The sequence below is a fragment of the Hymenobacter sp. UV11 genome (assembly GCF_004684095.1).
Classification (GTDB): Bacteria; Bacteroidota; Bacteroidia; order Cytophagales; family Hymenobacteraceae; genus Hymenobacter.
Window position 1 is genome coordinate 462,457 of the sequence record NZ_SRII01000001.1, and the last position, 12,819, is coordinate 475,275.

At 61.2% G+C, this 12,819-nt stretch carries 9 protein-coding genes; 2 read left to right on the plus strand and 7 right to left on the minus strand.

From position 1 onward, the window contains the following. Positions 1-68: 68 nt before the first annotated feature. The 3 genes from nusA to ggt form a co-directional block, all read right to left on the minus strand. Positions 69-1,463, minus strand: a complete 1,395-nt coding sequence (gene nusA, locus E4631_RS01750) for a transcription termination factor NusA (protein ID WP_133658555.1) — start codon at positions 1,461-1,463, stop codon at positions 69-71. 175 nt (positions 1,464-1,638) lie between these two features. Beyond that, positions 1,639-2,112 carry a ribosome maturation factor RimP gene (rimP, locus tag E4631_RS01755; protein ID WP_240734595.1) on the minus strand — a complete coding sequence of 158 codons (474 nt, stop codon included), beginning with the start codon at positions 2,110-2,112 and terminating at the stop codon, positions 1,639-1,641. A gap of 376 nt (positions 2,113-2,488) precedes the next feature. Further along, positions 2,489-4,246, minus strand: a complete 1,758-nt coding sequence (ggt, locus tag E4631_RS01760; RefSeq protein WP_133658375.1) for a gamma-glutamyltransferase — start codon at positions 4,244-4,246, stop codon at positions 2,489-2,491. 75 nt (positions 4,247-4,321) lie between these two features. On the opposite strand from ggt, the gene E4631_RS01765 reads away from it, so the two are divergent. Next, entirely contained in the window at positions 4,322-6,379 is a 2,058-nt protein-coding gene (locus E4631_RS01765) for an alpha-amylase family glycosyl hydrolase (RefSeq protein ID WP_133658376.1), read from the plus strand. Between the two features lie 40 nt (positions 6,380-6,419). Here E4631_RS01765 and E4631_RS01770 read toward each other — a convergent pair whose 3' ends face one another. From E4631_RS01770 to E4631_RS01780, 3 genes are all read right to left on the minus strand, one after another. After that, positions 6,420-7,157 (minus strand): SDR family oxidoreductase, encoded by a 738-nt coding sequence (locus E4631_RS01770; protein WP_133658377.1) that lies wholly within the window; start codon positions 7,155-7,157, stop codon positions 6,420-6,422. Positions 7,158-7,374: 217 nt separating this feature from the next. After that, positions 7,375-7,848, minus strand: coding sequence for a YdeI/OmpD-associated family protein (locus E4631_RS01775; protein WP_133658378.1), 474 nt, complete (start codon positions 7,846-7,848; stop codon positions 7,375-7,377). Between the two features lie 11 nt (positions 7,849-7,859). Then, a complete protein-coding gene (locus tag E4631_RS01780) occupies positions 7,860-9,173 on the minus strand; it encodes a glycosyltransferase (protein WP_133658379.1) in 1,314 nt (437 codons plus the stop codon). Positions 9,174-9,416: 243 nt separating this feature from the next. On the opposite strand from E4631_RS01780, the gene E4631_RS01785 reads away from it, so the two are divergent. Continuing rightward, the gene (locus E4631_RS01785; RefSeq protein ID WP_205704189.1) at positions 9,417-11,903 is read left to right on the plus strand and encodes a glycoside hydrolase family 31 protein; all 2,487 of its coding nucleotides are present in this window, start codon (positions 9,417-9,419) and stop codon (positions 11,901-11,903) included. Positions 11,904-11,978: 75 nt separating this feature from the next. On the opposite strand, the gene E4631_RS01790 is transcribed toward E4631_RS01785, so the two are convergent. Beyond that, positions 11,979-12,596 (minus strand): hypothetical protein, encoded by a 618-nt coding sequence (locus E4631_RS01790; protein WP_133658380.1) that lies wholly within the window; start codon positions 12,594-12,596, stop codon positions 11,979-11,981. Between the last annotated feature and the right edge of the window lie 223 nt (positions 12,597-12,819).

Here is a 12,819-nt window from a genome sequence, read left to right on the forward strand (position 1 = left end):
CAGCAGGCTATAAGTCAAGCCCACTGGCTTGATTTAATAACTTACCCGCTGGCGGTTGGCCCTGGCCCTCATTGGGCGGCCGGGGCGCTGTCGGTGTCGGCGTCGGGTGCCGGGGTAGGGTCCATAGCGTCGGTAGTGGCAGCCGGGGTAGGCTCTGTAGCGTCGGTGGGGGGGGTAGCAGCTGCTACGGGTGCAGCACCAGCTTCATCGGGCAGCGTGTCGTCGTCAGCAAATTCTTGGCGGATAACACGGTACAAATCGTCCACTGTTTCTTCCTCCAGCTCGGTGCGGCGCACGATATCGTCCTTTTTCACAGCCAATACGGCGCGGCCGGTATCAAGGCCGATTTTCTTAAGCTCGGCAATTACCCAGCCTTCGATTTCGTCGGTAAACTCGTCGAGCGCAATGTCTTCCTCATAGTCGGTGGCTTCGCGGAACACGTCGATTTCCATTCCCACCAGCCGCGAAGCCAGCTTAATGTTGGCACCGCCCCGGCCAATGGCCAGACTAACTTGGTCTGGCTTCATAAACACGGAAACCCGGCCAGTTTGTTCACTGATTTTCATCGAGCCTACCTTCGCCGGCGACAACGCCCGCGAAATGAACAGCTCCAGGTTATCGGTGTAGTTGATGATGTCGATGTTCTCGTTCATCAGCTCGCGCACCACGGGGTGAATACGGCTGCCCTTCATGCCCACGCAGGCACCGACCGGGTCGATGCGCTCGTCGTAGCTTTCTACGGCTACTTTGGCGCGCTCGCCGGGCTCGCGCACCACGTTTTTGATGCTGATGAGGCCGTCGAAAATCTCGGGTACTTCCTGCTCAAACAAGCGCTCTAGGAAGGCGGGTGCGGCGCGGCTCAAAATGACTTTGGGTGAGCCATTTACCACGTCTACGCGGTGCACCACGGCGCGTACGGTGTCGCCCTTGCGGTAGCGGTCCTTCGGGATTTGCTCGCTCTTGGGCAGCACCAGCTCGTTCTCGTCCTTGTCTAGGATGAGCGCCTCGCGGCTCCACACTTGGTACACTTCGCCGGTGATGATTTCGCCCACCAAGTCCTTGTACTTCTGGTACAGGTTGTCGCGCTCCATGTCCTTCACGCGCTGAATAAGCGTCTGGCGGGCCAGCAGCACGGCGCGACGGCCAAAGTCCTCAATCTTAATGGGTTCAGCCACCGATTCACCAATCTCGAAGTCAGGCTCAATCTTCTGCGCTTCGGCCAGCGGAATCTTGTCGAAATCCCAGATATCCTCCGAGTCATCGTCCACGATTTCGCGGTTACGCCAGATTTCGAGGTCGCCGTTGTCGGGGTTGATAATCACGTCGAAGTTAGAGTCATCCTCAAACTTCTTGCGAATCATCGTCCGAAACACGTCGTCCAGAATAGACATCATCGTGGGCCGGTCGATGTTGCGGCTCTTGGCAAACTCCTGGAAGTTCTCGATGAGCAGCCGCGCGTTCATTTCGGCGGCCGCGGCGGCTACTTCCTGGGGATTTGGGGTGACTTTTTTAGCCATGAGAGGGAATTGTTTAGTCGCTGAATTGCTGGATGATTGAATTGTTGGGTAGTACCCCACTGAGCGCTAAAGTGCTATCAGCTTGAACAGTTCAGCCATTCATCTAGTCAACAGTTCAACCTTACTTAAAAGAGATAACAACGGTAGCCTCCTGAATGTCCCCGAAAGGAATAAAGACGGCCGGGAGCGTAGTTTTTTTGGTTCTAACCTTCACAACTTCTTCCAGCTCAATACCTTCGGGAGTGACGGCGGTGAGTGGGCCGGTTTTTTCGGTGCCATCCTGCAGCTTGAGCGCGAGGCTACGGCCGATGTGCCGGTTATACTGGCGCGGGTCGGTGAGGGGCTGGTCGGCGCCGGGCGAAGTCACTTCAAGCGAGTAGGCTGCCTCTTCGCCGTAGGCCTCTTCGAGGCCGCGGTTGAGGCGGCGTGTCACCTGGGCGCACTCCTGAATGCCGAGGCCGTTGGGCCCGTCGAGGGTAACCGTAATCTTGGGCATCACCGAGTCTGACACGGTGAGGCCGACCACGTATAAGCCGCTGTCGCCCAGGGAGTCGGCGAGCAATTGCTGAATGCGGGTTTGGTCAAATTGAGCCATGAAAGGCGGGGTAGGGGGCAAAAAAAGAGGGGACTGCGCGTCCCCTCTTTTCAGATTGAATACCAAATTCTGGTGCAAAGATACAAACTTTTTTGTGATGTTACTCTCCAGGTTTTTTCCTCAGTATAGCGAATCCACAGATAGCGGTAAATCCCAGAAAGCATCCAATAGCAGCTATTTTGTGTGTTTTGACTGAGGCACATAAGTCTATGCCAGTTACGCTACTTACGCAGTCGCTCTTTGAAACAGGGTAGCCGGTTTCATATTTTAGACTTACTATGGTATTGATAACAGCGTACCCTTCTAATAAGCTGGCTAGCAACAAGAAAACGGCTAAGTAGGATACGATGCGATTTGTCATCGGCTAAATCCAAGTCTAATACCCCACGGCCGCGTCGTCGCCACGCGGGTCAGCGCCGCCCTCAAGCTGCCCGTTGGGCAAGACGCGGATGAGTTCGAGGCGGCCCCAGGCATTGCGCGGCTTGGGGTTAAAGCCTTTTTGCTGAAGGGTTTGCTCGGCGGCGGGCGTGAGCGCACCGGCCTCCACGTCGAGCTGGTCGGGCAGCCACTGGTGGTGCAGGCGCGGCGCGGCGGCCGCTTGCTCGGCGTTGGCGCCGTAGTCCACTACCGCCAAAATACTCTGCAATACGTTGGTAATGATGGTGCTACCCCCCGGCGAGCCGGTAACGAGCGCCAGCTTGCCGCCGCGGGTGAGGATGGTAGGCGTCATACTGCTGAGCATGCGCTTGCCAGGCGCGATGGCGTTGGCGGTGCCGCCCACCAGGCCGAACATATTGGGCACGCCGGCCTTCGAGCTGAAGTCATCCATCTCATTATTAAGTAGAAAGCCGGCTCCAGCCACCACTACTTTGCTGCCGTAGGCGCCGTTGAGGGTGGTGGTGCAGCTCACGGCGTTGCCTTGCGCGTCCACGATGTCGTAGTGGGTAGTCTGGTCGCTTTCGTAGCGCGGCAGGCCGGGGCCGGCCGTGAGCGCGGTGCTGGGCGTGGCCTGGCCGTCGGGGCGAATGGTGGCGCCACGCTGCTTGTTATAAGACTTCTCCAAAAGCTGGCTCACCGGCACTTTACCAAAGTCGGGGTCGCCGAGATAGGTGGCGCGGTCGGCGTAGGCGCGGCGCTCGGCCTCCGTGATGAGGGCCACGGCGGCCGGCGTGTGGTAGCCGAGCTGGCCCAAGTCATACGGCTCCAGCGTTTGCAGAATTTGCAACAGCGCTACCCCCCCGCTGCTGGGCGGTGGCATCGTGATGACGTCGTAGCCGCGGTAGGTGCCGCGCAGCGGGTCGCGCCACTTAGGCTGGTAGCCGTTGAGGTCCTGCTGGGTAATCAGGCCGCCGCCTTTTTTCATTTCAGCCAGTAAAAGCTCGGCGGTGCGGCCCTGGTAGAAGCCAGCGCGGCCCTGGTCCTGCACGCGTTGCAGCACGGTGGCCAGCTCGGGCTGCCTGAGCGTATCACCCTTTTGCCAGGGGGTAGGGCGCACAAATACGGGCGGCGAGCCGGGGTTATATTTCATGAAGTCGGCCTGGGTGCGGTTGAGGCCGGCGGCTTCTTTCTCGGTGAGGGCCACGCCGCGGGCAGCCAGGCGCACGGCCGGCGCTACGAGCTTGGCCCAGGGCATCTTACCCAGCTTTTTGTGAAGCGCCGCCATGCCGGCCACGGTGCCGGGCGTGCCCACGGCCAGCGCACCGGCGGTGCTGCGGCCGGGCACCACGTTGCCGCTGGCGTCGAGGTACATATCGCGGCTGGCGGCGGCGGGCGCAGTTTCGCGGAAGTCGAGCGTGCCGGCCGTTCTGGTGTGGTCGCGGTACACGATGAAGCCGCCGCCGCCCACGTTGCCGGCCACCGGCAGCACCACGGCCAGCGCAAACTGCACGGCCACGGCTGCATCGTAGGCATTACCGCCCTGCTGCATAATATCGCGGCCAACCTGCGAAGCCGTCGGGTGCGCCGATACCACCAGCGCGTGGCGCGCCACCACGGGCGCGGCGGCGGGCGGCAGCTGGTCTTTGGCCGGGGCGGAGGGGGTAGGGCGGGCGGGTGCCGCTCGCTGACCCAGCGCTGGGCCGGCCAGCGTAGCCAGCAGCATGGCCGCCGCCGAAAAACGGGAAATCGTGTGCATGGCCGCAAAATAGGCACAAAGCCCCGGCAACCGGGTAGTTGGCTACCTTTGGGCTACTCACCTTGCCCTTTTTCCATGTCTGCCGATACGCTCGCCGCCGCCCCCGCCCCCACGCTGGCCCTCACGCAGGAAGATTCCTGGCTCCAGCCCTACGAACCCATTTTACTGGCCCGCCAGCAGCGCCTGGCCGACCGCCTGGCCGTCATCACCAAAGAGTATGGTTCGCTCAGCAAGTTTGCCACCGCGCACCAGCGCCTGGGCCTGCACTACGATGCGCGCCGCCGCGGCTACGTGGTGCGCGAGTGGGCCCCCGGCGCCGAGTCGGTGAGCTTGGTCGGCGACTTCAATTTTTGGAATCGTGAAGCGGATTATCTGCAAAAAGACGAGGCGACGGGCATTTGGGAAGGCTTTATTGCCGACGATGAAAACGGCCGCCGGCCCGCCGCCGGCACGCGCTACAAGCTGCACGTGACCGCCCACGGCCAGGGTAAGGACCGCCTACCCGCCTACCTGCGCCGCGCCGTGCAGGATGAGGCGAGCAAGGACTATTCGGCCCAGCTCTGGGTGCCCGAAAACCCCTTTAAGTGGACCGACCAGGCCTTCCGCATCGCCAATGCCACTAAGGGCCAGCCGCTCATCTACGAGGCGCACGTGGGCATGGCCCAGGAGGAGGGTAGGGTGGGCACCTACCGCGAGTTTGCCGACCACATTCTGCCGCGCATTCAGGCTGAGGGCTACAATACCATCCAGCTGATGGCCATTCTGGAGCATCCGTACTACGGCTCGTTTGGCTATCACGTGGCCAATTTCTTCGCGCCCAGCTCGCGCTTCGGCACGCCCGAGGATTTGAAATACCTGATAAACGAAGCGCATAAGCGCGGCCTCGTGGTGCTGCTCGACCTCGTACACTCGCACGCCGTGAAGAACGAGGCCGAGGGCCTGGCCGATTTCGACGGCTCGGGCAACCTGTATTTCCACAAGGGCGACCGCGGCAACCACCCCGGCTGGGACAGCAAGCTCTTCGACTACGGCCGGCCCGAAGTGCAGCAATTCTTGCTCAGCAACCTGCGCTATTGGCTGGAGGAGTTTCACTTCGACGGCTTCCGGTTCGATGGCGTCACGTCCATGCTGTACCACCACCACGGCGAGGGCCACACCTTTGGGGGCTACGACAGCTACTTTGGCCCCGATGCCGACGACGATGCCATCCTCTACCTGATGCTGGCCAGCACGCTGGTGCGCGAGGTGAAAAAATCGGCTCTGCTCATTGCCGAAGATATGAGCGGCCTGCCCGGTCTGTGCCGTCCCATCGCCGAGGGGGGGGTAGGGTTCGACTACCGCCTGGCCATGGGCCTGCCCGATTTCTGGATTAAAAACCTCAAGCACAAGCGCGACGAGGACTGGGACCTGGGCGAGCTGTGGCACCAGCTCACCAACCGCCGGGCGGGCGAGAAAACCGTGGCCTACGCCGAAAGCCACGACCAGGCGCTGGTGGGTGATAAAACGCTTAGCCACTGGCTCTACGACTCGACCATCTATACCAACATGGGCGTGCTCGACGGCGACCCGCAGGTGGCCCGCGCCACGGCGCTGCACAAGCTCATCCGGCTCCTCACGCTCAGCGCGGGCGGCGAGGCCTACCTCAACTTTATGGGCAACGAGTTTGGCCATCCTGAGTGGGTCGATTTTCCACGCGCCGGCAACGACTGGAGCTACCACTACGCCCGCCGCCAGTGGAGCCTGGCCGACAACGTCGACCTGCGCTTTTCGCAGCTGTTAGCCTTTGACCACGCCATGCTGCAAGTGGCCCGCGAGCGCCAGCTGCTCACCAAAGGCCCCGCCACGCTGCTCAATATTGACTACGAGAACCGCGTCCTCACCTTTGAGCGCGCCGGGCTGGTGTTCGTGTTCAGCTTCAACGTGAGCAACAGCTTCTTCGACTACGGCATTCCGGTGCCGGCCACGGGCCGCTACCGCCTGCTGCTCAGCACCGACCGCTCCGAGTTTGGCGGCTTTGCCCGGCTCGACGAAAAGGTGATTTACGACACCTTCGGCGGCGGTGGCACGGCCGAAGCGCCGCGCCTGCGCCTCTACGTGCCCAGCCGCACGGCCCTGGTGCTGGCGCGGGGGTAGGGAGTAATGACAGGCGTCATTAACTATTGCCTGTTATTGGTTACCCATTTAGCTGTTGAAACATGCTATCTAGTTCGGGCCGAGTGGCTTGGCTGGCTTTGGCTGAGAACCCGTAGGCAATTTCTAGGTGGCCCGCCGCCAGCTGCTGCATTACATCGTCGGCATACTCGGCCAGGGGCACGCCGAAGGAGTGGTCGGTACCACCCAGCTCGGTATGCACGGCCGGCGGAATTATCTCGATAACCTGGGTAGGCGTGCCCGCCAGCTGGCGGCGCAGCGACTGCGTGAAGGAATGTAGCGCTGCCTTCGTGGCGCTATACACGGGCACCCGCGCCAGCGGCACAAAACCTAGCCCCGACGACACATTGATGATTACCGGGGCTGCTTGCTGCCGCGTATGCCAGTAGCCAACGAAAAGCAGCGCCAGGTGCATCGGCGCTTCCAGGTTGATGGCGATTTCGCCCGCCGTAGTGGCCCAGGCCTCGGTGTTTTCCAACACCGATACCGTGCGCTGAACGCCCGCGTTGTTGAGCAGCACGTTCACGTCGGGGCACTCGGTGGTGGCCCACTCGAAAAGGCGCTGGCGCTCAGCGGTCTGGGCTACATCGCAGACCAGCGTGCGTAGGCCCGGCAGGCGCTCGGCCGCGGCTTGCAGCTTGGCCGCGTCGCGCCCACAAATGAGGACTGTATTGCCCACCGCGTGCAGGCGTTCGGCCAGGGCCAGGCCAATGCCCGAGCCGCCGCCGGTAAGAAGGATGGTTTGCTGCGTGAGATTCATATTGAGAGAGAAAGAAAATAATGGTGGCGGCTGGTACGACCGCCTTACTGCGCCAGCCGGCGCGGCAGGGCAAGGGGCCGCGCTTGGGTAGCGTTGCTCCGCAAGAGTGTTGCAGAACCTGGCGCGCCGCCGCCGGCTATACTAGTTAAAAGGGGGTAGGGATGCATGTTTTTGCATCCCTACCCCCTTCTTTCTTCATAAATAACGGAGCCCGTGCTTACTCCCGCTTGCGTCCGACGCTGAGGCGGTATACCGTTTCGGTGAGGCGCTTGGCGCGGGCGGCGGGGTTTTTGGCGCCTTTGAGGTAGCGCACGTAGGAGCGTTGCTCGGGCTTGGTCAGGCTCTTGAAGAACTTGAAGGCGGCCTCATCCTCGGCTAGTCCGGCGGCCAGGTCCTCGGGCAAGGTTATTACGCGCTCGCTCAGGTCGTGGCTGAGCTGCACGCGCAGCACGTCGCCCAGGGTTTTGCCCACCGCACGGCGCACCTCGCGCGGAATACTCAGGCCGTGATAGCCATCGCCGAGGGGTAGCAGCTCGCCCTGGTAGGGAAAGCCTTCAATGGCCGTGCGCACGAGCAGTTCCTCGTGGGTACCGTACACGTCAAATACCGAAAACGGCGCCACTACAAATACGTCGCCCGTGTGCGGGTCAGCTTCCAGCGTCGCCTCAAATTCCTGTTCAAATTCTGTCATCGCCCGCAAAATTAACGCACGCTGACCGTTGGCCGCGGCCGGGCCGCGTGCAGTGCCTGGGCAATGGCCGCGGCATCGGCGGCGGGCACGGTGTGCACGGTGGCGGCGGGCAGGCTAAGCTCGTGGCGCAGGCGCTGGGTCAGGGCCGCGGTTTCGGCCAGCACCACATCGGCCCGGCGCAGAGCCTGGCGCTGCAATTCAGCCATCCAGCTGGTGGCCGTATCGAGCGATTCATCGGCCCCAGCGGCCAGCGTGGTCACGTGCAGCACCAGCGGCCAGCCCGTGCGCTGGCGCAGCTCCTGGGCCGCTAGCCAGGTAGGCCAGGCCGGTGCATAAATGGCGGCGTAGGGCTCCTCAGCCAACGCCACCGGCACCGCGAAGCGGGCGTACTGAATAATTCTGAAGTTTAAATCGGGTACCTCGTACTGCGAAGCCGCCGGGCGGGCGGGCAAGTTGGCCCCACCCGCCTGAACGGCCGGCGGGGGGGTAGGGGCCACGGGCGCGGCCGGCTCGGGCTGTTGCAATGTAGCCAGCGCCCCGGCCCAGCTTGCCTGGGGCGCACTGAAGCCGTCTTCAACAGCGGCCAAATTTTCAAAGTGAGCGCGCAGCGCGGGTACTTCCGCTGTAGCCAGCTCAAAGTGAGCCAGCTCCTCTGCTTCGGCGGGCAATAAATCAGCTTCGAGGTCGGCGCCCTGGCTCAGCGGCTCAGCCGTTTCATATGGGGGCGGCGCGGGGGCAAGCACAGGGGCCGTGGTGCGAGCCGGACTAGGTATTTCTTCTTCTGAAACCGGGCTCTGCGCTGCTGCAAGCTGGGCTGGCTCTACAGTGGCACCCTGGTAAGGTGCGGCCGGGGCCATAGGCATGCCCAGCCAGATGGGGGCAGGCAGGGGCTGGCCCGCCCGCTGGCTTGCTGCGGCCAGGCTCAGGCTGCCCAAGCGCAGCACCCGCACTGCCGACCAAGCTAGTGGGGCCGCAACGGGTAGCGGAAGCACGGCTTCACTCGCCTCAGTAATAGGTTCTGTTTCGGCTAAAATAGCAGTTGCGGGCTCGGGTGAGGCGCGCGCGGCAGCAGGGGGTAAGGCGCTTACCTGGCTAGGCAGCGCCGCTTGGGGCGTTGGGGTAGGGGCCGGGGCGAGCGGTAGGTATTCTTCCGCGCTCAGCACGTCGGGGTTAGTGGCCTGCGGCACCATCACTAGGATAGACTCAACCGTGGGGGTAGGGGCCTGCGTGGCTTCGACAAGGGCGCGCACGGCCGGCGTGGTTTCGTCCCAGGCCAGCACGAGTACGGCAATGGGGACGGTATAATCGGCGGCAGGCACAGGCATCGGCAAGAGTTGTCCCTGCGAATAACGGTACTACTGCCGGCTGGTTGACCGTTGGGCTTAAAAAATAATCGTAACCCAAGCGGTTAGGCGTCCGTTCTCGGCACTTCGCCACAGTCAGAAGCCAGACCCGAACTTACCTTGCAGGCACGAGTATTGCAGGCATACAACGCTATTTGTCACCGGCTGCGGCCGGTATTTTTTTAAGCCGCCCTCTTTTTTCTGCCTCATCTATCTTGATTTTATATGGCTAACAGTTCTGTACAAGAAAATAACTACATGGTTAACGACCTGGCGGCGCAAGCCCACCAGGAGCACTTGCCCGGCCCCGTGCACCAGGCCGAGCAAACCGATGACCATCTCTTCACCTTTACTACCGAAAACGGCTCGCGCCTGCTGCTGCACGTGCTGTCGGACAAGATTATCCGCTTTCGCTACCTCACGCCCGAAAGCCCCAGCCAGCCCGATTTCAGCTACGCCATACCCGACCCGGCCACCGAGCATACGTTGCGCCCGGCGGTGCCCACTTTCTTGGAGTTCAAGGAGAAAAGCGACCACTACCGCCTCACCACGGCTCGCCTCATCTGCATTGTGTGGAAAGACTCGTTGCGCACCCGCGTGCTCGACCGCTCGGGCAACATCCTGAGCGCCGACGAGAAAGGCTTTCACTGGCACCACGACTACGAAACCGGCAACGATATCGTGAAGATGAGCCTGCAGGTGCCCAGCGGCGTGTGCTACTACGGCCTCGGCGACAAGCCCGCCAACATGAACCTGCGCGGCCAGCGCTTCCTAAACTGGGGCTCCGACACCTACGGCTACACCAAAGGCTCGGACCCTCTGTACAAGAACATTCCGTTCTTTCACGTGCTGCACCAGCGCATTGCGCACGGCATTTTCTTCGACAATACCTTCAAGGCGTTCTTCGATTTTGCGGCCGAGCGGGCTGATATTACCAGCTTCTGGGCCGAGGGTGGCGAGATGAACTACTATTTCATCTACGGTCCTACCCTGCTCGAAGTCACCGAGGAGTACACGCGTCTCACCTGCCCGCCGCCCCTACCCCCCCTCTGGACGCTGGGTTACCACCAGTGCAAGTGGAGCTACTTCCCGGAGAGCAACGTGAAGGCCATTGCCCAGGGCCTGCGCGAGCGCCGCATTCCGTGCGATGCCATTTACCTCGACATCGACTACATGGACGGCTACCGCTGCTTTACCTGGCACCCGCAGCACTTCCCGGAGCCTAAAAAGATGGTGGCCGAGCTGGCCGCCGACGGCTTTAAGACGGTAGTCATCATCGACCCCGGCATCAAGATTGACCCCGCCTACCCGGTGTACCAGGAGGGTATCAAGAATGATTATTTCTGCCGCCGCGCCGATGGCCCGCTCATGAAGGGCTCGGTGTGGCCCGGCCAGTGCAACTTCCCCGACTACACCCGCCCCGAGGTGCGCGAGTGGTGGGCCGGCCTGTTTGAGGGTCTGGTAAAGGACATTGGTGTGAAGGGCGTGTGGAACGACATGAACGAGCCCGCCGTGTTTGAGAAAGGCACCTTCCCCGACGACGTGCGCTTTGGCTACGACGGCCAGCCCGGCTCGCACCGCAAGGCGCACAACATCTACGGCATGCAGATGGCCCGCGCCACCAACGAGGGCGTCAAGCGCTTCAGCTACCCCGACCGGCCGTTCACTATCACGCGTAGCACCTACGCGGGCGGCCAGCGCTACTCTTCGGGCTGGACCGGCGACAACATTGCCAGCTGGGAGCACCTGTGGCTGGCCAATATACAGAGCCAGCGCCTGAGCATCAGCGGCTTCAGCTTTATCGGCTCCGATATCGGCGGCTTCATCGACACGCCCGACGGCGAGCTGTATTCGCGCTGGATTGCGCTCGGCGCCTTCCATCCGTTCTTCCGCACCCACAGCAGCGGCGACCACGGTGACCAGGAGCCCTGGAGCTTTGGCGAGCCCTTCACCAGCCTGGCGCGGCATTTTATTGAGCTGCGCTATATGCTGCTGCCCTATATGTACACCACGTTTTGGCAGTACAGCACCCACGGCACGCCCATGCTGCGCCCGCTACCCTTCCTGGACCAGGACGACCCGCAAACCTACCTGCGCATGGCCGAGTTTGCGCTCGGCGATAACCTGCTGGTGTGCCCCATTACCTCGCCCGGCGTGGATGGCCGCTGGATGTACCTGCCCCGCGGCGACTGGTACTACTACTGGACCGACGAACTTAAATCGGGCGGCGCCGAAACCTGGGCTTCGGCCGACCTCACCCGCATCCCGCTCTTCGTGCGGGCCGGCGCCGTGGTGCCCATGCAGCCCGTGCTGCAATACGTGGGCGAGAAAGTAATCGAGCAGCTCACCCTGCACGTGTACTATAAAAACGGCCACGCTGAAAGCGTGCTCTACGACGACGGTGGCGAGGGCTACGGCTACCAGGACGGCCAGCAAACCACCCGCCGCTTCACCGTCACGGGCGACGAAACCAGCCTCACGCTGGCCCAACACATTGAGGGTGATTACGCCCCCAGCTACACCACCTACTGCGTAGTGCTGCACGGCCTCCCTACCCCCCCCACCGCCGCCCAAGCTGATACTGAAATACTAGCCATTGGCGAATACCCCGCCACCGAAACGACCGTGGCCGCGCCGGCCGTGGTAGTAGGGGTAGGGTTTGGCGAGGTGAAGATTGAGATTGTTACGCTGGTTGCTGAAGGCTCGGTGTAGTAATAATTTAGCACCCCCAAACTTAACAAGCGCTCCGATTCAGACCGGAGCGCTTGTTAAGTTTTAGGCAGTGAGCTACTTTACCTCAAATGTAAACGTGCTTTCCCGGCCGTAGATAAGGCTCGCGGGTGGTACGTCGGTGCCAGTAGTCTCCGGGTCTATCGTAAACTGCTGCCGATACAAGTCATAGTTATTGGCTTTGCCCTCATTGATAATAAGATACATATTGTCCAGCACCGCTTTCTGTTCCCGGCCTTGAGCGTCGGGTGGAAACGTTAGAAACGGAATAAACCGGCCAAAGCCCTTGGCTCCACCAGGAGGAAGTAGCAAAAGGGAAATGCTTGTGAAGCCTCGCTTGGTCGGAATCAACCCAAATTTGGCCCGGTATGAATGCCCATCGTAAATGGTGGTAAATAACCCGGTATACTCGCCGCCTGCGGCAGCTTGTCCTATCCGTTCAACTATCCGGAAAGTGCTGGCAAGTCCCGTTGTCTTTTGCCCAAGGCCATGCAATTCATGAATAGCAAAAACTGTTTCCAATGACATATCCTGCGGCTGAATTCGATAACGTTTGCCGCTATTCAGGTCAAGTAAAGAGTCAGAAAAATTAGTTTCCAGCCACAGCGTGTCACCCACCAGCACTGTCGAATTACTTGGCTTAATAGACACCGGAGCTACCAGCACCAGCGGCACGATAACCGGATAATCCTAGGGCGTGCAACCCACTAGAAGCGCGACGCTGATGCCACTTAGCAGGCTCAAGCAATGAAAAATTCTTTGCATAAGTATCATTCGCAGCAAGGGATAAGCCGTTTCATTTTTGTTGCTTGCGTATAGCACTCCAGGCCTGAGGGTGCGCCTGGTAGTGCCGCACTATCACCAAATAGGAAGGTCATTCCTGAAAACAGAAGCACTG

What these genes read in the sequence shown, in the direction of transcription:
- E4631_RS01765 (WP_133658376.1), top strand. Translation starts at nt 4,322, where the DNA reads ATGTCTGCCGATACGCTCGCCGCCGCCCCCGCCCCCACGCTGGCCCTC.
- E4631_RS01780 (WP_133658379.1), bottom strand. Translation starts at nt 9,173, where the DNA reads ATGCCTGTGCCTGCCGCCGATTATACCGTCCCCATTGCCGTACTCGTG.
- E4631_RS01785 (WP_205704189.1), top strand. Translation starts at nt 9,417, where the DNA reads ATGGCTAACAGTTCTGTACAAGAAAATAACTACATGGTTAACGACCTG.
- rimP (WP_240734595.1), bottom strand. Translation starts at nt 2,112, where the DNA reads ATGGCTCAATTTGACCAAACCCGCATTCAGCAATTGCTCGCCGACTCC.
- E4631_RS01775 (WP_133658378.1), bottom strand. Translation starts at nt 7,848, where the DNA reads ATGACAGAATTTGAACAGGAATTTGAGGCGACGCTGGAAGCTGACCCG.
- E4631_RS01770 (WP_133658377.1), bottom strand. Translation starts at nt 7,157, where the DNA reads ATGAATCTCACGCAGCAAACCATCCTTCTTACCGGCGGCGGCTCGGGC.
- nusA (WP_133658555.1), bottom strand. Translation starts at nt 1,463, where the DNA reads ATGAACGCGCGGCTGCTCATCGAGAACTTCCAGGAGTTTGCCAAGAGC.
- ggt (WP_133658375.1), bottom strand. Translation starts at nt 4,246, where the DNA reads ATGCACACGATTTCCCGTTTTTCGGCGGCGGCCATGCTGCTGGCTACG.